The organism is Vescimonas coprocola (assembly GCF_018408575.1).
In the GTDB taxonomy this organism is placed as follows: domain Bacteria; phylum Bacillota; class Clostridia; order Oscillospirales; family Oscillospiraceae; genus Vescimonas; species Vescimonas coprocola.
Genome location: NZ_AP023418.1, coordinates 1,468,038 through 1,488,179 on the forward strand (window position 1 = coordinate 1,468,038; position 20,142 = coordinate 1,488,179).

20 protein-coding genes are annotated in these 20,142 nt (G+C 49.8%); 14 read left to right on the forward strand and 6 right to left on the reverse strand.

What is annotated here, in order from left to right; genetic code table 11:
• Positions 1-7: 7 nt before the first annotated feature.
• Complete coding sequence (locus KJS28_RS07205; protein ID WP_021858306.1) at positions 8-208, reverse strand: helix-turn-helix transcriptional regulator; 201 nt, start codon at positions 206-208, stop codon at positions 8-10.
• A 922-nt stretch (positions 209-1,130) separates the two neighbouring features.
• Between KJS28_RS07205 and KJS28_RS07210 the strand changes: the two genes are divergently transcribed.
• The 13 genes from KJS28_RS07210 (at position 1,131) to KJS28_RS07270 (ending at position 16,411) form a co-directional block, all read left to right on the forward strand.
• Positions 1,131-2,186, forward strand: a complete 1,056-nt coding sequence (locus tag KJS28_RS07210) for a YqaJ viral recombinase family nuclease (protein ID WP_212819495.1) — start codon at positions 1,131-1,133, stop codon at positions 2,184-2,186.
• A gap of 67 nt (positions 2,187-2,253) precedes the next feature.
• Positions 2,254-4,500, forward strand: a complete 2,247-nt coding sequence (recD2, locus tag KJS28_RS07215; protein WP_212819497.1) for an SF1B family DNA helicase RecD2 — start codon at positions 2,254-2,256, stop codon at positions 4,498-4,500.
• A 65-nt stretch (positions 4,501-4,565) separates the two neighbouring features.
• The gene (locus KJS28_RS07220; protein ID WP_212819499.1) at positions 4,566-5,471 is read left to right on the forward strand and encodes a hypothetical protein; all 906 of its coding nucleotides are present in this window, start codon (positions 4,566-4,568) and stop codon (positions 5,469-5,471) included.
• Positions 5,472-5,507: 36 nt separating this feature from the next.
• Positions 5,508-7,184 (forward strand): YodL domain-containing protein, encoded by a 1,677-nt coding sequence (locus tag KJS28_RS07225; RefSeq protein ID WP_213540417.1) that lies wholly within the window; start codon positions 5,508-5,510, stop codon positions 7,182-7,184.
• A gap of 88 nt (positions 7,185-7,272) precedes the next feature.
• The gene (locus KJS28_RS07230) at positions 7,273-8,028 is read left to right on the forward strand and encodes a PcfK-like family protein (RefSeq protein ID WP_212819503.1); all 756 of its coding nucleotides are present in this window, start codon (positions 7,273-7,275) and stop codon (positions 8,026-8,028) included.
• Positions 8,025-10,037 (forward strand): PcfJ domain-containing protein, encoded by a 2,013-nt coding sequence (locus tag KJS28_RS07235; protein WP_212819505.1) that lies wholly within the window; start codon positions 8,025-8,027, stop codon positions 10,035-10,037. The genes KJS28_RS07230 and KJS28_RS07235 overlap by 4 nt, the downstream gene beginning before the upstream one ends.
• A 19-nt stretch (positions 10,038-10,056) precedes the next feature.
• Complete coding sequence (gene ligA / locus KJS28_RS07240; protein WP_213540418.1) at positions 10,057-12,072, forward strand: NAD-dependent DNA ligase LigA; 2,016 nt, start codon at positions 10,057-10,059, stop codon at positions 12,070-12,072.
• Positions 12,073-12,141: 69 nt separating this feature from the next.
• Positions 12,142-12,315, forward strand: coding sequence for a DpnD/PcfM family protein (locus tag KJS28_RS07245; protein ID WP_212819509.1), 174 nt, complete (start codon positions 12,142-12,144; stop codon positions 12,313-12,315).
• 49 nt (positions 12,316-12,364) lie between these two features.
• Positions 12,365-13,675, forward strand: a complete 1,311-nt coding sequence (locus KJS28_RS07250; RefSeq protein WP_213540419.1) for a hypothetical protein — start codon at positions 12,365-12,367, stop codon at positions 13,673-13,675.
• The gene (locus tag KJS28_RS07255; protein WP_212819513.1) at positions 13,672-14,676 is read left to right on the forward strand and encodes a zinc-binding metallopeptidase family protein; all 1,005 of its coding nucleotides are present in this window, start codon (positions 13,672-13,674) and stop codon (positions 14,674-14,676) included. The genes KJS28_RS07250 and KJS28_RS07255 overlap by 4 nt, the downstream gene beginning before the upstream one ends.
• A gap of 37 nt (positions 14,677-14,713) precedes the next feature.
• Positions 14,714-14,947: a hypothetical protein gene (locus KJS28_RS07260; protein WP_022177423.1), complete on the forward strand. Its 234-nt coding sequence runs from the start codon at positions 14,714-14,716 to the stop codon at positions 14,945-14,947.
• 169 nt (positions 14,948-15,116) lie between these two features.
• The gene (locus KJS28_RS07265) at positions 15,117-16,028 is read left to right on the forward strand and encodes a ParM/StbA family protein (RefSeq protein ID WP_022177422.1); all 912 of its coding nucleotides are present in this window, start codon (positions 15,117-15,119) and stop codon (positions 16,026-16,028) included.
• A gap of 5 nt (positions 16,029-16,033) precedes the next feature.
• On the forward strand, positions 16,034-16,411 hold the full coding sequence (locus KJS28_RS07270) for a hypothetical protein (protein ID WP_212819515.1): 378 nt from the start codon (positions 16,034-16,036) through the stop codon (positions 16,409-16,411).
• 40 nt (positions 16,412-16,451) lie between these two features.
• On the opposite strand, the gene KJS28_RS07275 is transcribed toward KJS28_RS07270, so the two are convergent.
• Positions 16,452-16,634: a helix-turn-helix domain-containing protein gene (locus tag KJS28_RS07275; RefSeq protein ID WP_022177421.1), complete on the reverse strand. Its 183-nt coding sequence runs from the start codon at positions 16,632-16,634 to the stop codon at positions 16,452-16,454.
• On the reverse strand, positions 16,631-17,023 hold the full coding sequence (locus KJS28_RS07280; protein ID WP_022177420.1) for an RNA polymerase sigma factor: 393 nt from the start codon (positions 17,021-17,023) through the stop codon (positions 16,631-16,633). Before KJS28_RS07280 ends, KJS28_RS07275 begins: the two co-directional genes overlap by 4 nt.
• A 452-nt stretch (positions 17,024-17,475) precedes the next feature.
• Between KJS28_RS07280 and KJS28_RS07285 the strand changes: the two genes are divergently transcribed.
• Positions 17,476-17,805 carry a helix-turn-helix domain-containing protein gene (locus KJS28_RS07285; RefSeq protein ID WP_022177419.1) on the forward strand — a complete coding sequence of 110 codons (330 nt, stop codon included), beginning with the start codon at positions 17,476-17,478 and terminating at the stop codon, positions 17,803-17,805.
• A 153-nt stretch (positions 17,806-17,958) separates the two neighbouring features.
• On the opposite strand, the gene KJS28_RS07290 is transcribed toward KJS28_RS07285, so the two are convergent.
• The 3 genes from KJS28_RS07290 to KJS28_RS07300 are packed head-to-tail and all read right to left on the reverse strand — an operon-like array spanning position 17,959 to position 20,142.
• A complete protein-coding gene (locus KJS28_RS07290; protein WP_022177418.1) occupies positions 17,959-18,666 on the reverse strand; it encodes a response regulator transcription factor in 708 nt (235 codons plus the stop codon).
• A gap of 26 nt (positions 18,667-18,692) precedes the next feature.
• Positions 18,693-19,430 (reverse strand): zinc metallopeptidase, encoded by a 738-nt coding sequence (locus tag KJS28_RS07295; RefSeq protein WP_212819517.1) that lies wholly within the window; start codon positions 19,428-19,430, stop codon positions 18,693-18,695.
• 22 nt (positions 19,431-19,452) lie between these two features.
• The gene (locus KJS28_RS07300) at positions 19,453-20,142 is read right to left on the reverse strand and encodes a hypothetical protein (protein ID WP_212819518.1); all 690 of its coding nucleotides are present in this window, start codon (positions 20,140-20,142) and stop codon (positions 19,453-19,455) included.

Genomic DNA, 20,142 nt, shown 5'->3' on the forward strand with positions numbered 1-20,142 from the left:
TCGTCACTTACAGGTAGGTATTCTCGTAAAAATATTTGGCAGATACCTTGCCCGCCACAGTCAGCTTTCCGGCTTTTTCCAGTTCACTGTTAAGCCGCTTGATAATGCGGTATGCCGTACTGCGGGAAACACCGAGTAATTCGGCAACATCCGTTGCTGTCAAGTATCTTTTGCTCGTCTGTAATGCTGTCGGTTTGTATTCCGCCATGTTTTCCTCCTTTCTGACAGCCTGCAGCAATGGAGTATCCTTGCGATATTGTCATTATACTACTTTTCGCAAAAGATCCCGTGTGGGGCTGTCCGCATATATTTATATTTAGTTTGTGTTCAAATTAAAAACGCCTGTCCGCCGGGCCATTTCCTGCGCCCATTTCAGCCGCGTATTGGCAGGCTGCCGCTATACGGCAATTCTTCTGTGGGCACGCTCCGAATCGATCATCGTGGCATACTGTCCGCAGATCCTGTATAACTCCCGCCGGAAGGATATTCGGTTTTCAAGGTGCATAAGCGGATAGAGCTTCTTCCTCTATCCGTTCACTAATAAACACGGGGGTATACCCGCCTTTTCTGCAATCAAAATTCAAAAAAGCGAAATTTCCTTTTCCGTATTGCCACCCGCATAACTATATATAGTTTCTAAATTCTTGACAAACACGATATATTGTGCTATACTTCTTCTGTAATTGATTTTTGTGCGTTGTCCGTAAGGACCAGCAGTACGCTTCTGCATTGCACATATCGTTAAGTTTGCAGTATGTCAGTAGTATAACTGTGCCGTGAGGCCGGTTATGTACTGGCATTTTTTATTTTTTAAGGATATTTATATCCTCTGCGAGAATGACACCTGTTCGTAATTCATTACGGACATGAATGCCTGAAAAGGCATCGGCTGTTGTTCTCGCTTTTTTTATGCCCAAAAAGCCTTCGTGCTTTTGGAATACATTTTTAGAAAGGCGGAAATCGAATGAAAAGACGAACCCATCGGCACTCGCACAGAAGAGTGTCCAGACCTGCTGTGTTCAAGCAGCAGGTAAAAAGAAAGGAGGCAAGAAAGCTTGCAAAGTACCCGCTGAAAACGGTATATGTCTCTCGCACAAGGCTTTATCAGCCTCAGAATCGAGGTGCATAATATGCCGAACACAACGAGTACCTACGAACCGCTGGTTTTGGTTGACACGGCAGATCTGCCGGAGGAGGAATGGCTGGAATATCGCCGCAGAGGAATCGGCGGAAGTGACGCCGCTGCCATTTTAGGTGTGTCCCCATTTGCGACCGCCCGCGACCTCTACTACGACAAACTCAAAGTCGTATCGTATGAGGACGGCGAAAGCAACTGGGTGCAAAAGAAGGTCGGGCATTTGCTTGAGGATCTGGTCGCTGAGATTTTCCATGTGAAAACAGGTTTTGAGATCTATCAGGTGAAGAAGATGTTTTATCACCCGGTCTACACCTATATGCTGGCAGACATTGATTACTTCATCCGATTGCCAAACGGCAAAACGGCGATCCTTGAGATCAAGACCACAAACTACAACGCCAAGGATCATTGGTGGTGCGACGGACAGGAGATCGTTCCCGTCAACTACGAGATCCAGGGCCGCCATTATATGTGCGTGATGAATATGGATGAGGTGTACTTCTGCTGCCTTTACGGCAATAACGAAAATGAAGTCATCATCCGGCACATTGAGCGTGACCCGGATTACGAGGCGGAAATGATCGCTCTGGAGGGCAACTTCTGGAACTACCATGTTCTGACACAGACACCGCCGCCGTACACAGAGGACGGTGAGCTGACGCTTGAAAGCGTTCGGCGTCACTTCGGCCCTGCCGACGAAAACGCCCCTGAGATCGAGCTGAGTGTGCCGCTGGCAAGCAGTCTGGTGCGCTATACCGAGCTGCAGGCGGAAAAGTCGGAATTGAACCGTGAGGTCAAGCGGGTCGAAAACGAGATGAAACGGCTGCAAGGGCGCATTGTGGCGGAAATGGGACGAAGCTGCACGGCTACGGCAAACAGCGGCGGCGTTTCCTATTCCATCAGCTACAAGCCTACGAGAAAGCCCGACATCGGCAAGGAAAATCTGATACGGCTGAAAGCACAGCATCCCGATATTTATGAGGATTATGTGACGGTATCGGAAAGCCGCCGCTTCTATGTAAAGCGCAAATTTGACGAGGCGGCATAAACGGAAGAAAGGATGGTGCAGATGAAAAACGATGCACAGAAAGAAAACGAGAAAGGAGTGGTGAACCGTGGGGTATGTCGGGACTTATGACCGGACGATCTTCTATAATCCGAGCAATAAGTATTGCATTATCAGCGTGAAAACCTCCGACCAAAGCGTACCGCAGCAGGCACGAAGTGCTTACCATCACCGGGACAATATGATCCGGTTTATCGCCGTCGGGTATGAATTGCCTCAAACCGATAAGGTGAGCATGATCCTGGACGGCGAATGGGAGAACGGAAAACACGGTGTTCAGCTGCAGGTCGATAAGTGCGAGGAGATCGTGCCGCAGACCAAAGAGGGCGTATACGGTTATCTTTCCTCCCGGCTGATCAAAGGCGTCGGTGAAAAGACTGCCGCATTGATCGTAAACCGCTTCGGTGCCGACGCATTGCGTGTGCTGGAAAACGAGCCGGAGCGACTGCTGGAGATTCGAGGAATCACCCCGGATAAGCTGGAGGACATCAAAGCCTCCTATGCGGAAAGCCGGTGCGTGCGGGATCTGATGATCCTGCTGACCCCATTTAATGTCACGCCGGTAACGGCCATGAAGATTTATGAGCATTTCGGCTCCCGCAGCGTAGACATTCTGCAAAAGAACCCCTATGAATTGTGCCAGGTATCCGGATTCGGATTTAAGAGAGTCGATGCCATCGTCCGCAAGGGCGATCTGCCGCTGAATTCTCCTATGCGGATCCACGGCGCCGTATTTGCGGCATTGGATACGGGGCGCAACGAAAAAGGCCATCTTTTTCTGGAAGAAGATGCGCTTGCGAAAACGGGTGTGAAGCTGCTCAATGAGAATATTACCGATGGACAGGTCAAGGTCACGCCCGAGGAAGTGGACGCCGTTGTTCAGGATATGATCCTCAAGGGTGAGATCGTTTCAAGCAACGGCAACATCTATCAGAGCAATGTTTTCGTGCAGGAGGATGAAACCGCCCGGAAAATTGCGGAAATGCTGGCTGTACCGCCGGTCACGCTGGATATATCCGAATCACTCGAATATGTCCGCAAAAACCTCGGTCTTGCCCTTTCACAAAGGCAAAGCGAGGCGGTGTATATGGCTTTTCGCAGTAATCTGTCTATCATCACAGGCTCTCCCGGTACCGGTAAAACCACAGTCTTGCGGGCGATCATAGAGGTCTTTCAGATGCTCTACCCCAAAGGGAAGATCTTGCTTGCCGCTCCGACCGGACGAGCCAGCCGAAGAATGGCAGAAAGCACGGGTAGAAACGACGCCAAAACGCTGCACAGCCTTTTAGGGCTTCTGGGCGACAGTGGACCGATCCAAAAGGATAAGCAAAAAGAACCGCTTGACGCCGACCTCATCATCGTGGACGAAAGCTCCATGATCGATATGTGGCTGGCAAGGCAGTTCTTCAGCCGTGTCCGTATGGGTACGAGAGTTATCCTGGTCGGTGATGTGGACCAGCTGCAAAGCGTGGGTGCCGGTGATGTCTTCCGTGAGCTGATTGACAGCGGACTTATCCCCGTTACGGTGCTCAACGAGATCTTCCGTCAGAAAAAAGGAAGTCTCATTGCCTATAACGCAAAGCGCATCAATGAGGCAAATATCGACCTTCAGTACGGCGAAGATTTTCAGTTTGTAAAGTGCCAGACGCAGGAGGAAGCCGCTGACCTTATTTGCAGGATCTTCTGTGAACAGGTCGCTTTGCACGGAATTGAAAAGGTGCAGATACTCTCCCCGTTCCGTTCGGAAGGGCCGGCTTCGGTCGAGCAGCTTAACGCCGCCATCCGTGAGCTTGTCAATCCGGCGAGAGATGAGTTTGCCGATCTGAAGGTCGGCAGCCACTACTTCCGTGTGGGCGACAAGGTGATGCAGACGAAAAACAATGCGAAGGCGTCCAACGGTGACATCGGCTATATTCGCAAAATGGGGCGCAATGCAAAGAATGAAATGGACGTGACGATTGAATTTTCCGGCGACCGCATTGCCGAATACGGTATGGAAGAAATGAGCCATATGGAATTGGCTTATGCGACTACCGTGCATAAGGCGATGGGCTCGGAATTTGATATTGTAATCATGCCTATTCTTCGCAGCCATTACATTATGCTGAATCGGAACATCGTCTACACGGCGATCACCCGTGCGAAGGAGCAGGTCATCCCGGTCGGTCAGAAGAAAACGCTGATCATGGCGATTCTCAAAAAGGCCACCGGAAAACGAAATACGCAGCTTGGCGAGCGTATCGGCAAATATCTGAAAGCCTTTACCCGCCAAAATGAATTGAAAAAGGTCAGTTGATACGAAGCGGCTTGCAGAAAAGTGCAGGAGTGCTTCGTGTTTATTTATGAAAGGAGATTTCCCGTATGAATACAAATCAAAGTGCAACGATGTATGAATCTGTCCCTGTGGTTTCCGAACTGAACAAGGTGCAGGGCTTTGACCCGCTCAAATTTCTGCGCAGAACGACCAAGGGCGAAAAGGTTCTTGACCTCAAATACAAAAAGCTCTGGTTCCGCCTGAAATATCCGAACGGCAGGATCAAGCTGTCCTCCCTCAAGATTACGGATCAGCTGGCGATCATCGAGGCCCGTGTGTATTTCGACAAGAACGACGCACAGCCGAGATCCAGCTTCATTGCCCAAAGAGAGGCGAAAGCCACTCTGGGCGGTCTGTATATTGAGTCGGCGCAGCACGCTGCCATCGACCAGGCATTATCGGACGCTGGATTTGGCGTGCAGTTTTCTGCTGCCGCACCTGCAGTGAACGCAGAGAAAGCAGCCGAAACCGTCAAAGAGCAGACGACAGTAGCGGAAACCGCTACGACGGAGCAAGTCACCCCAGCAGCACCGGTTACGGTTGCTGAGGTAGCTACAGAAGTGAACAACGAGCCTGCGCAGGAAGCCCTGGCTGTTCAGGAAACCGTTGCAGAAGTTCCGACCGCAGAGGTCATGGAACCTTTGGCTCCGGTCACGGAAGAAGCCGAGGGTGAAGAAATTGAGGAAGAAACCGCCGATACCGATACGGCAGCGCCGACTTATTCTGCGGATATGCCGGTCGATGCGATCTGCTCCATGATGACCTACGAAGAAGCCGGCAATGTGATCGTGCCGCTTGGCACCTGCAAGGGCTGGGCAATGTCGCAAGTAGCTGACCGCCGCCCTGCGAGCCTGAAATGGTACATCAACGGCTATTCCGGCAATGATAACATTCTTCGTGCGGCAGCAACGATTATGCAGGCATCTTTGGATGAAATGCAGAGAGCAAGCTGACCTTCACCGATATTTCTTTAGAAAGGAGGCTTGTTCATGAGCCAGCCGCATGATTTTCCGTTCGACATAACGGATGTGGCGGAACTGCTTCACTTGCGGATACGGCGGCCGAGCCCGCAAGGGTTTTATGTGGATTGTCCTATCTGTAATGACAAGCGAGGGAAAATGCACATCAACACGCAGACCGATACCTGGCGGTGCAATTACTGCGATGAAAGCGGCGGTATGCTGGCTTTATACGCAAAGGTGCATAGCATCAGTACGAGCGCTGCCTATCGGGAAATCAGCGATGCGCTGCTCAACGGAGTAAACCTTTCGGATCATGCGGTCAAGTACCCGGATAAGCCGAAGGAAACGCCCGCCGAAGCTGCGCCTGTTGCCGATATTGCCGTGCGCCATAAAACCTATACCGCACTTCTTGCTATGCTGACGCTATCCAAGGAGCACCGTGCGCATCCGCAAACGGTCAGAGGCTTGCCGGACGAACAGATTGAGAGGTTGGGCTACAAGAGTATGCCTCCCTTCTATATGTGCCGTTCATTGGCAAACCGGCTTCTGCAAAACGGGCATCAGCTGGATGGCGTGCCGGGATTTTATCAAAAAGACGGTCAGTGGACGATTGCAAGCTCCACCTATACCGCCGGCATTATGATCCCAGCACGGACAAGGCAAGGTCTTATCAGCGGCTTTCAGATCCGTTTGGATGTGCCGCTGAAGAATGAGGATGATCCACCGGAAAAGGACGGAGCCAAATACATCTGGTTTTCGTCTGCCGGTAAGCCGAAAGGCACCTCCTCCGGAAGCCCTGCGCATTTTGTCGGTGATCCGAATGCAGGCGTGGTCTATGTGACGGAAGGACTTTTGAAATCCGACATTGCCCATTATCTGATGAACCGTTCCTTTGCCGCTACGGCCGGCGTCAACAATATGGCGCAGCTGGAGTTTCTGCTGAAAGAACTGGCGGAGAACGGTACGCATACGATTATTGAATCGGAGGATATGGACAAATATCGGAATGAAGCAGCCTGCAAGGGCGCCTTGAAGCTGCACGAATTGGCAAGGAAATACGGCATGGTGTGCCGTGGACTTAACTGGAATCCGAATTATAAGGGCGTTGACGACTGGCAGCTTGCCTTAAAGCGAAATGCCCACACAAAGGAGGATAGCAGGAAGAATTTCAGGCAAAGATTTATGTACGGTCTTTGTGACTTTGATGCGATCGACGATGATATTGCACAGTGGCACGAAAGCACGGAATGTGCGTGCGAACTGCATGAATATCTCGGACTGACGGAGGAAGAGTATTCTTTATTCGTCAGAAGCTCCGACGAGTTTGAAGGTCGGTTGCTGTCGCAAAGGCAGGAGCAACGGTTTCGGATATACCAGTTGGAGGTCAGTCTTTACAAGGTCATTCCCTTTGCCTTCGGCGGAATAAAAGAACTGCAAAAAGCAGGTCACGAATACCCGCCGGCGGCGCAATATAGTCTGATACATGACGGTATGCTGCATTGTGAGGAAACGGAGAGTGATACAGGGCGGCTCACACGCATTGCCGAGCTTTTCGGAGATGTTCTGCCGAAGGATTACCGTGGCAGGAGTGTCGCCCCATCCGATGTGATAGAACTGTATGACGACACGGGACGGCGTTATTTCTACCGTGACACAGACGGTTTTTGTCCGGTGAAGTTTTCTCCGATGCTCGCAAAGAAATAGGAACAGCCGGAAACGGCTATAGGTCAAGAATGGGATACAGCGTGGGTAAAACTGCGCTGTATCCCTATTTTTATAGGAGGAACATTTTATGAGTGTTGATACCAACAATACGGAATTGAAAAAAGGCGCCGATCTGGCGACTATCGCGGAACAAAGAGATGATCAGCGGCAGCAGGCGGAAGCCGAAGCTGCACAGGAAGTGCTTCAGCGAATGCAGGATACTGCAGCCGAGGACGAAAAGCGCCGTGCTCACGAGGAGGCCGAAGCCAAGCGCAAAGCCGAATGGGAGCAAAAACAGCGCAAAAAAGCCGAAGCTGAACAGGCTGCCTGGGAAAACGCCGTAGCTATGGGTGATGATGAGGTCATGATAGCTTCGATGAAGCGTGTCGGTGATGACGCCGAGCGACTGACCCGCCGCAATATGAAGCAATGCGTGACCGAGCATATTCAGACTAAGTGCCTCAGCGAACCGGAGTTTGCCCGGCAGGTCATGCACCCCCGCAAGAATATGATCCGTTGTTTCCGTTACATTACCCGCAAAGCCAAGGAGTTTGCCGAGCAGGAAATGAAGGACAACGACGAAAAGCCGATCGCAGGCGGTTATGGCTGTGATGTGCCAGATGATATGTGCTATCTCTGGGCCGAAGAATACTTTATGGATATGGACGCAGAGGAAGACAAGGAAAAGGAGGAAAAATTCGTTCCGAAGCCCTATCCCGGAAAGCCGGCTCCGAGATCCAATAAGAAAGCCGACAAGAAAAAGTCGGCTCCCCTAAAGGAGCCGCCGGCAGAGGATCACCCGAACGATAGCACGCAGATGAATTTGTTTGAGGTGGGCGCATGATGAATAAAAGAGTCTTGCGCAAATTTGCAATACCGAGCAACAGTCCTAACCCGAAAAACGGCATTTTCTGTGCCGATCAGGTGAAGTATGTGGTGCGCACGGCGATCAAAAACATCGACCATCAGCGCACGCTGGTACTGTATATCTACGCAAAGGAAAGTGTGCTGGCCGGAAATCATACCCCTCGTTGGACAATGTTTCAGCAGAAAGGCGGCTATATCACCTTATGCACCGATGATAAAGGCACACGCTGGCAGCAGTCTATGTTTGAGAACCTCGGAAAGGATTACTTTTTCAGGGACAAATGCTCTTTCTATTCCCAGGCCGACGAGAGACGGGTCACGAGATATTGTCAGTCCGAAAAGCAAAAAGGATTTGAAAGCCTCTGCCTGTTTCAGTTGGATCTGCTGCGGAAAAAGCAACGGGAAAATGAACTGAAAAAGCAGCGCAGGATTATCGAGCGGATGAAACCGGTAGGCGCATTACCCAGGGACATCAAAGGCTTTATGCACAGAGAGACCCTGCCGCATTATATCTTCTATGATTATGCCAAGGGAAAAGCGCCGAAAAACGCATACTGTACTGCCTGCAAGCATAATGTATCGGTCGCTGAAGCCAAGCACAACGGCGAAGGCGTTTGCCCACACTGCAAGAGGAAAATCACCTTTAAGAGCCGTGGGCGCCGCGGATATATAGTTGACCGTTCTACTGCACAGGTTATTCAGCGGCTGGGTAGCAACGAAATGATCATTCGTTTCGTAAAAGCCTATCGCCGTTATCCGAAAAGCGACACGTCGGAGTTTCATGTTTATGAAAACGCACGGTTGTTTCTTCAATGGGACGGCAGCAAGATCATAGCCAGTGAAAGCTACTATTACGGTTATTCCCGGGATCGCATTACACCGTGGCATCCGGGCGACAGGCCGGTATTCAGCCGGTGGTACTACAATTTTGAGGCAGACTGCTGCGGTTATCTCTATCATCGGAATCTGGACAGTGAACTGAAAGGAACGCCGTGGCAGTATTCCGCACTGAAGGAATATTATGCAGGAGATCCCACGCCTTTGTATGCCGGGCAGTATCTGCAGAAGTATTTACGCTATCCTATGCTGGAGTATTTGGTAAAGCTGAAGCTCTATCGTCTCGCAACCTATGTTGCTTACGGCGATATAGGCGGGGCTCGTTACTATGACGACAGCGTGCTCAACAGCAAGGGCAAAACCGTAACAGAGGTTTTGGGTGTCGGTAAAAAATATATACCGCTTTTGCAGACAATCGACCCCGGGCCGAACCAGCTTACGATGATCAAAGCATTTCTGCGGGATAATATCCGACCGGATCTGGAACTGATGAAATGGTGCAGCAAAAACGACATCGGAGAGGAAGCGTATATTACGGTTCCCTTGCGCTATATGACGCCCCATAAGCTGATGCGGTATGCTACGGAACAGTTTGCCACACACCGAAAGACCTCTTATTACGCCCCCGGTTATTATTCCATGCGTGAGATGATGTCCGACTATAAGGATTACCTTTGTATGTGCGAACTATTGGAGCACGATATGAAAAGCAGCTTTGTCCTGTTTCCGAATGATTTGAAGGCGGAGCATGACCGGGTAAATGATATGTCCCGAAATGATGTGTCGCAGGCGTATGATCGGAGAATTGCCAAAATGTTTGAGGGATTGCAGCACCGTTACGGATACACCCAAATGGGGTTTGTTGTTATTCCTCCGCATTCCGCAAAAGAGATCACACAGGAGGGCGATAAACTGCACCACTGTGTCGGACGCTATGTGAAAGATGTGGTAAAAAATAATACCACGATCCTTTTCATCCGAAAAGCGTCCGCACCGAAAAAGCCGTATTGTACGGTAGAGGTGAAGCATGGGGATGTCATTCAGGCAAGGATCCAGAACAACGTTGTCCCGCCGCCCAAGGTGAAGAGATTTATCGAAAGCTGGAAAGAAAATGTGCTATACGCACCTGCTCTTGAACGGGCAGCATAACGAGAAAGGATGATATAGAATGAAAGAAAGATTGATACGGCAGCGTGAACTGACCGCCCGGCTCAATACATATCGGGACGAGTATTACAACCAAAATGCTCCGTCAGTATCGGACGCTGTATATGACCGGCTCTTTGATGAGCTGACTGAACTGGAGGAAGAAACCGGCGTGGTGATGTCCAATTCACCGACGCAGACCGTGGGCTACCCCGTTGTGTCGAGGCTGCCGCAGGCAAAGCACGATATTCCGCTGTTATCGCTGGATAAGACAAAGCTGATAAGCGAGCTGCTTGCATTTCAGGACGGCCGCACAGTGGATTTCTCACTGAAGCTGGACGGACTGACGACCGAGATCATTTATGAGGGCGGCCTTCTGCAACGGCTCTCTACCCGGGGCGACGGCGACATCGGTGAGGATATTACCCACAACGCCGAAGCCATCGAAGGAATACCGGTGCAGATCCCGTACAAGGAAAGACTGGTCGTTGCCGGTGAGAGTTTTATTCACTGTAACGACTTTGAACGGCTGCGCCAAAAGCTGGTTGACAGTACGGGAAAGCCGTACCGAAACAGCCGCAATCTTGCCGCTGGCTCCGTCCGTGCTTACAATTCTGCGGTATGCGCCAAGCGGTGCGTCCACTTTTTGCCCTTTGCGGTCATAGAGGGACTGCCGGAGATCGAGGCCGAGACGGACAGCAAACGCATGAAGCTGGCAAAGCTCACTGAATTCGGCTTCGGCAGAGTGCGCTCTATTCAGTTTGCAACGGCAAATAACGATATGATGGATCTGCACATTAAGGTACTGCGGGACAAAGCGGCCGAGGAAGATCTGCCGATCGACGGACTGGTCATGACCTATGACTCCATTTCCTACTCCCGCACCTGCGGACGGACAGGGCACCATTTCAAGGATGGTCTTGCCTTTAAGTTTGAAGACGAGCTCTTTGAAACAAGGCTCGACCACATTGAGTGGACGCCGACCCGTTCCGGTGAGATCTCTCCGGTAGCTGTTTTTGACACGGCAGAGATCGACGGATGCGAGGTGTCCCGTGCAACGCTGCACAACCTCTCTTTTATTGAGGGGCTTGAGTTGATGCCGGGCAACCGCATTCTGGTGAGTAAGCGGAACATGATCATCCCTCAGGTCGAAGAAAACCTTGACCGTGGAGATTTTTCAATGGAAGTGCTGGTTCCGTCTCTCTGCCCCTGCTGTGGGTATCAGACGATGATCCATACTACACAGAAGCGGACCGACGGTGAGCAGAAGCTGACGAAAACACTATTCTGCCACAATCCGAATTGTGCATCGCAGAATCTGAGGAAATTCGTTCACTTCGTCGGAAAGAAAGCGATGGACATTGATGGGCTGTCAGAGGCGACGCTGGAGCAATTCATTGCCCGTGGCTGGCTTCAGGATTTTACGGATATTTACCGGCTGGATAATCACCGGGACGAGATCATCCGTATGGACGGTTTCGGAGAAAGGTCCTGGCAGCGGTTGTGGGATGCGATTCAAAAAAGCCGCAATACCACATTTGAACGCTATCTTATCGCAATGGATATTCCGATGATCGGCAACACAGCCAGCGCTGCGCTCGGTCGATGCTTCGATCAGAGTCTCCGTGCCTTTGAGGTAGCGGTCGATTCCGGCTATGATTTTACGCAGCTTCCCGATTTCGGAGAAACGCTGCATAACAACATTCACGAATGGTTTTCAGTTGAAGAAAACCGCATTTTATGGGAGGAATTAAAGCCTATGGTAAACATTGAAAAGAAAGAAACCGCTATGTCCGTCGTACAGGACAACCCCTTTGTGGGGAAAACGCTTGTGGTTACGGGCAAGGTCGAGCCGTACACCCGTGACGGCATCAATGCGAAGATATATTCTTTGGGTGCGAAAGCCGGAAGCTCCGTATCCAAGAATACCGACTACCTGATCTGCGGCGAAAATGCCGGCAGTAAGCTCGCCAAGGCGCAAGCGCTCGGCGTTGCCGTACTGTCTCCGGCAGAGTTTTTCCGTATGATCGGAGAGTAAATAATCAATAGAATGACGGGCGGAGAGGAAGTTTTTCTTCTCCGCCCTTGTCGGATCGGAGGAAATGCTATGGCAAAGAAATATAGGGTCACCATAACCGAAACGCTGAAACGAACGGTCGATGTGACGGCAGAAAGCAAAGAGGCCGCTGAGCAGATCGTCGGCGACGAATGGTACAGCGGCAAGCATATTCTGACTGCCGATGATTTTATCGGCGTTGAATTTGAAGCAAATACTATTTAGGAAAGGACTGAAACGAATGGAAGAATTAAAAAAGGCCTTTTACGAGGTCATGTATAAGTATGAAAAATCCTTTGGCGAAACCGGCGTTATGACAAATCTGAACTTATGGGCACAAGAAAAAGCAGGATTGCTCGAATTGCTGCGCCGCCATCCGAATTGGGATGAGGACGCAAAGGCAATCGTGTTTTCCTTTGACGAGGGACGCGGTATTCAGCGTGATGTCGTGGACGAGATTGCTTTTACTATGGAGGATCTTGCCGCCGAGCAGATCAATGAAGAACAGCGTTTGGAGGATTTCCGCATTGCTCTGCGTGCCGCTGTCAACGAGTACAGCAGCACGCTGTCCGAGCAAACGCTGGAGATCATCCGTACCCGTGGCGGTATAAAATGCGCCGAGGGACAGAAAACCAGCCGGATCATCGGCAAGCTGTGCCGCAGTTTCGGTGTGGACGGGCATGAGCGTTATAATGCGGTATTTGCCCAGCTTTCCGATTCTCTGAATCCTCTGCAAATGCTCAAAACGGCGCTGTTATCTCTGCACCCGTGTGATTTTCTCGAAATGTCTAACAAGGACAACACCTGGACTTCCTGCCACAATCTCGAAAGCGGCAGCTATCAGGCCGGTACGCTGTCCTATATGACTGACGATGTGAGCATGATCTTCTTCACGGTTGACCCGGAAGTGAAAGACCATTATTACCGTGCGCCGAGACGGTCACGGCAGATGTTTTTCTACAAGGATCAAACGCTGTTTCAATCAAGGCTCTATCCGAGCGATTTGTCGGAGCAAATGGATCTGTACCGCAGTATCGTACAGAAAGCGATTGCGACCTGCCTCGGTGTGCCAAATCGTTGGGTGCTGAAAAAGAAGCGTGAGGATGTGAACGAGTGCTGCACCAGCGGCGAAGGCAGCCGTCAATATCCCGACTATAATTACTACGGGAATCTGTCGATGCTAAAAACCGCTGCCGCACCCAGTCATTTCGTCATTGGAGGCCCATCACTCTGTGTTTGCTGCGGCCAAGCGTACCATTCGGGTCACTTGAAATGCCGATGCGAGGATACCGTTGTCTGCAAGGATTGCGGCAATACTGTTCCCAAGCAAAATGCAAGATATATTGAAGGAGTCTATCACTGCCATGCGTGCCTGCATATCTGCGGCTCGTGCGGTGAGATGATCCACGGAACAATGTATCCGGCATACGACCGCAGAGGCCGGTTGGTAGAGATATGCGAAGCCTGCTACCGGGCATCGCTTGAGCCGTGTGCGGCCTGCAGCGTTTGCAGCATCTGCCGCATCATCGGCAATGCGTTCTGCCACAGGACTTCGGTCACAGCTGCGGAAGGCGGTGCGAGATGATTCGATTTGATGATATTCTCCGTATGCGGCAAAAGGAACTGAAGCATTATCTGGCCGGTCACCTGAAGAAACTTGGCTATGAGACAGTCAAAAAGAAAGGCTTCCTCTATGCCGAGGGCACAGTGCCGGTGCTGTTGGTCGCCCATTTGGACACCGTACATAATGAGCTGCCGCATATCATCTGCCGATCCGAAGACGGGCGCTATATCATGTCCCCGCAAGGGATCGGCGGCGACGACCGGTGCGGCGTATATATGATCTTACAGATCATTAGCGAAGTACGCTGCCATGTGCTGTTCTGCGAGGATGAGGAAACCGGCGGACAGGGCGCCAAAGCGTTTGAACGGAGCGGGATCCAGATCGATGTGAATTACATTGTAGAGGTGGACCGCCGTGGGAACAACGACGCTGTGTTTTACAACTGCGACAACCCGAAGTTTTCTGAGTTTGTCTGCTCCTTCGGTTTCCGTGAGGCAATGGGCTCCTTCAGCGACATTTCCGTTGTTGCGCCATATCTCAAAACAGCAGCGGTAAATATTAGTGCCGGTTACTACAATGAGCACCGATTGCACGAAGTGATCGACTGGTCTGCCATGCAGAACAATGTCGAGCGCATCAAGCAGATGGTGCAGACGGAAACCGGCAAGTATCCTTACAGAAAGCGAAAGCTATATGCCGGCTCCTATTTCGGGCAGCAGACGCTGTTCGACATAGAGCCTGCCGGCAGAGATAAGGAAAAGCTGCTGATGGAGCTGCCGGAAGGAACGCGGCTTATGATGAACGGGTGCGAGGTCACACCTTCTTTTCCGTATCTTATGGATAACGAAGGCAATGTGTACGCCGGCATTCAGGAGCTTGACGCTGCAGTTTTATCGGAAAATTCCATTGCCTGCGACGAGAATGGGGAGCTTCTCTCCTTTTCGGTGTTTGACGCCAAGCGGATGAAAGTTCTCTCTATGGAGTCGGCAATGGAACAGTTAGGAATGGATATTGGGTGGTAGGCTCCTCTGCTCACCCAAGCATTAGAAAGGAGTTGCCATGAGAAAGATCACCGTTCTCGACTTTTGCAGTCGGATCGGAATTGCCAGCGATGAGATACCAGTCGTTGTAAAGGCCGGGATCAATATAGTAGGTCGCTACCGCAGTTTATATAAACTGACGGCACAGGCTATGCCCGACTTGCTGGAGGCTAAGGTGCAATCTGTAACCTCGACACGAGAAGAAGTCATCCTTCAAATTACTTTCAAGGACTTCAGCACGAAACGACCATAATCGTATATGAGCGAATAGCACCTCACGGGATTTTTCCCCGTGAGGTGCTTTGTCTTATCACTATTTTTTACTTGCGGGACTATTTTGCCCCTTTGCGGAAATCTGTTGAAATAACACGCATTAAAGTCGTAATTAAAGAGTATAAACCAAAAACAAAGGAGATTTTACCATGCTAATCAGTATCGACCACGGGAATAAACAAATCAAAACCAACCACAGGACCTTTGTGTCCGGGCTTCGGGAAAGCGACACAAAGCCGCCCTTCGGAAAGGATGTTCTGTTCTACAAGGGCAAGTATTATACCCTCACCGATCAGCGCATCCCGTATATGCGGGACAAGACGGCTGACGAACGGTATTTTATCCTCACGCTGTTTGCCGTTGCCTTTGAGCTTGCCGGAACCGAGTACCGCAAGGACGAGATCGTAGATGTGCAGCTTGCGGTAGGCCTGCCGCCTGCCCATTACGGAGCGCAATACGAACGGTTTGAAAACTATTTTCTGAACCGGGATATTATTGACTTCCAGCTCGACGGCAGACCGTACTCTGTATTCATCAGCACGGCGATTTGCTTTCCGCAGGCTTACGCTGCCATTATGCCGATCTATCAGCGGATCCATTCGTATTCAAAGGTTGCAGTGCTGGACATTGGCGGTTTTACTGCCGACTATCTGCTGGTGAAAAACGGCGAGGCGGATCTGTCTGCCTGCGACTCACTGGATAACGGCGTCATCACTCTTTACAATGGAATCAAATCCAAGGTCAATGCGGATTTTGACATCCTCCTGGACGAGTCGGACATTGATGCTATCTTGAAGGATACGCCTACCGATTTTGACGAAAGTGTGATCCGTATCGTGCAGGAGCAGGCGCAACAGTTTATCAACGATCTTTTCGGCAAGCTCAGAGAGCGGATGATTGATTTGCGCTCCGGCAAGGCTGTGTTTGTCGGCGGCGGTTCTATCCTACTGAAGAAACAAATCGAAGCGTCCGGCAAGGTCGGCGCACCGATTTTTGTCGATGAGATTTCCGCCAATACAAAGGGCTACGAGCTGTTGTTCAAGGCCGCTTGTATGGGGTGATGTGAATGGCGAAGAAAGATATTTACAAGTTCACTATTCAATTCAGCGGCGGAGATCCGCAGCATCAGCAGGTTGCGGAAATACTCAATCAGCAGGGGCGCCGGAAAGCACAGTTTCTTGTAAACACAGTTCTGCACTACATTCATTGCTCCGAAACGCCCGATATTCCTCAGCCGTCACCAGTTAATACCGACGCCATTGAAGCAATCGTGCGGCGCATTATGGAGGAATACTCAGAAAAGCCCACCCCAAAAGATGTCGGACAGGCGCCGGAGAAAAAGACGGTCAAATCCGAAGAGATCGCCTTTGATGACGCTGCCGAACTGCTGGGAGAGGATGGTATGGCGGCAATCAAAAATACTATGGCAAGTTTCAGAAGATGAGTAAGGGCGGCAGGAGCAAAACTCCTGCCGCCCTTTTATTTTATGGGTCAAAACGGTCTATGCAGCGCATAAACACAATGCAAAGCTCCTGGTACAGATCCTCGTCAAGAATTCCGTCTATAATTGATTCTTTCAGTAGCAAGGGCTGATATAGCATCAGTAATTCTGTTGTGGCTGTTCTGTCTCCGAATTTTGCTTGCAACAGTAACTCTTTGAAATTCATTTTGATTCACCTTCTTCCATAAATCGGCGGAGCTTCTTTATTGCACGGTAATACAGTGAGGCTACAGTCTTATAGGACATACCGAGTTCATCCGATAATTGCCCGAAGCTTTTTTCCTCAATGATTCTTTCAAGGACGATCCGCCGTTCGTTTTCCTTGATTGACCGAAGCGCTTGCCGCACGGTCTCATGATCCGTGATCTCCTGAATGATGTCCGTTGTATCGAACAGGAGATAGTCCAGGTCAAAAAGCGGTGTTTCAAAGCGAAACTTGCGGCTTTTCTCGGTCAAAAATTGAATTCTCCGATTATGGACTGCCTTTTTCACATAGGCCGAAAACTGGTTTTGCAATATTTCCTGCTCAGTTGAGCCATTATTCTTTTTATACATATAAAACCCTCCGTGTTTCTTGTCTGGCGTATGGGAGCAGACAAACACGGAGGAGAACGGCACCCGGGGCAATGACAGTTAAAACAAAAGAAAGCGCATTGACGGACATGAAAATCCGAAAATGCGCTTTCCTCTGCGTATATACAAGTGTCGTTATGATAATATGTGCCGGGCGGTGTGTCCCAAATAATTGAGAAAAGCAGTTGCAATACATAAGAAACGAGCTGCAACTCATATTCGTGAGTGCAACTCGTTTTAGGTGTCCAAGTATTATGCTCTAAGAGAAGTAAAAATAGACTTCGTCTTCCGCCGTTAGCTTAAATGAACCTCCTCATATGTACCATAGTGCTCCTTTCACACATAAAAAGCGAACCACAACTCACTAAATGCGAGCCGTAAGGATATTTATACGAACTGTAGCTCACACTAAAATATATATGAGGTGAACTACAGTGCAAAATGTATTAGATACCTTCGCTGCGGAAGTGCTCCGAAAGCGCAAGGCGATTGGCTACACACAGAGGCAGCTGGCGGATAAGCTCCATATGAGCATCCGTACTATTCAGGATCTGGAACACGGAATCAGCAATCCAAAAGCCGAAACCATCTTGCTTATTGCGAGAGAATTGGATATCAGTATTGATGCGATCCTGTTTCCCAATATTGTGCGAGGGCATATTTCAAAAACCGCTATGGATTTCTTCGCCGGAAAGAGTGAGGCAGAGGTTCAAAAGTATGTGTCCTTGTGTCAACAAGCAGATAAGCTGAAAACTGATAAATGAGCAGCCGTTTACAAAGATAAGCGGTTGCTTCTTTTTTCGATATATTGTTTGTCTTTTGACCTGCCACAACAAAAATCCCTATGTTCCTGCTATTCTAAGGATAGCAAAACATAGGGATTTTTTAGGGAATATATCGGGAAGAATTCGGTAGTTTTATTTTCTGTTGTAACAAAATCGGTAGCCGACACCCCAAACATTTTTTATCTGGACCGAATCGTCATCGGACAGTTTCTGCCGGAGTGATTTTATATGAGCTTTAACCACCTCATCAACATTATATGCAGTCTGCTCACTCCACAAGAGATCATAAAGCTGATCACAGGTAAATACTTTGTTTGGATTCTCGGCAAACAGAAGCAGCAGGTCAAATTCCTTTCGTGTCAGCATAATTTCCTTTTCGCCAAGGAACGCTTGCCGACTCTCCGGAGAAATACGCAGCCTTCCGGCCACTGTCATTTTGCATGAGCTATTTTCCTCTTTCCGTGTTTGCATGTGTGGCGAATACGCCTGTATGAGGGCTTGCGCTTGCGCAAAGCATTCTTCCATCGAATACGGCCGACACAGATATGCGTGCGCACCTGCCCGCAGAGAATTGAGGCGTTCTTCCGCATCCGCCGTATCGGACCCTAAAACTAAAATGGGAACGCCCTTTACTTTGCGTAGAGCATCCAGAAACCGGTGGTCGTCCTCTGCTGAAAGAGCGACATCTAAAATGGCTAAGCAAAAATCCCTGTGTACAACATGATAAAGTAAATCCGCTATGGTTTTCGGCCATATGACTGCATAACTTCTCGCTTCAAAATAGCTGCTTATCCTCTCTGCCTCGTCTATATTTCTATCCAACAGCAAAATATTGCTCATTCTATAATCACGCTTTCCTCCGCCGGTTACATCCTGTCGTTGCGTCTGCCGAATAAGGTTAAAACATAGAGGAAAAAGCGCAGAAAATAAACGAGAGAAGTCATAAGTGAAGCCAGGTAAGTGAGAGCAGCAGCGGACAGTACTTTCTTTGCTCCCGGCATCTCATCTGTCGTCAGTATTCCTTCCTGCAAAAGCATTTTTCCTGCACGGCGGCTTGCATTGATCTCTACCGGCAGCGTAACTAAAGTAAAAAGGAAGGATGTTCCGTACAAAATCACGCCGATCATTGCGATGTGAAATCCCATCTCAGGATCGGCACTGATCACAAAGGCGTCAAGCAAAAGCCCGATCAACACCAATGGCAATGCCAGCCTTGATCCGAAATTCACTACAGAAACCAGTGCTGTGCGGAATCTGTAAAACCAATAGCCTTCCTGTTTCTGCATGACATGTCCCATTTCGTGGGCAGCAACAGCTACGGATGCCACCGAGCTGTTGCCGTAAGTGCTTTCGGAAAGATTGACAACGCCTCTTCTCGGGTCATAGTGGTCGCTCAGGTTTCCTTTTACACGCCCGACGGATATTCCGTTTACCCGATTCGACCACAATAATTGGGCGACGGTATCATATCCGGTCTTTCCCGAACGGCACCGGACTTTAGAGTATTTTGAAAATGCCGAATGAACCTTTCCGCTTGCAATCGCAGAAAATAAGGTGCAAAACAGCATAGCGGTTATAAACCATATATAATCATTCCAGTACATAGCATTTCTCCGATCTGCGTACTTAAATGCCGGCGACGGAATCTATCGGCATGGACATGACAATCCCCTGCGCCTCACTGTGCATACCGCAGCTTTCTCCGATACACTTCATAAGCGCCACCTTGTTTGCGGACTCCGTCAGAATCAGAACGATTTCCTTTTCGTCCTGGACGCTCAAGCCCCAAAAGTTGGTCACATCCTCATTTCCGATGCGCCGACTGTGAATCACAGTGCCACCTTTGGCACCGGCACCACGAACGGTTTCCATCACATCACCGCTGAAGCCCCGGTTCACGATTGCCGCAACAAGAGAGTATTTTGTTTCAGACATACTGTTTTCTTCCTTTCCTCCGATATTCAATACTTCCTTTCCCGTATTCTGGGCAAGGATACGCAAAATCAGGTTGTTTGCTCCGTTCAGCGGGATCGTAAATGCAATACCGCTGTTTGCCATGTTTAACTGCAGCTCCGAGCGCAACTTATCCATCAGGACATCGGATAGTTCTTTCGGGATCATGCTGATCAAAACGCTTTTATCGATGCTGCCGAGACCGAGCATGTCCATGATCTCGCTGGAGGCGGTGCCTTCGGCATTGAAGCGATATTGCAGCGGCAGTGCACCCTTTTTGAACATTTCCGCTGCCTTCTCGGCAAGCTTTGGCGTGGTGATCAGCGTTAATAGCTGAAAAGATACTTTTTTCTCATAATCCAT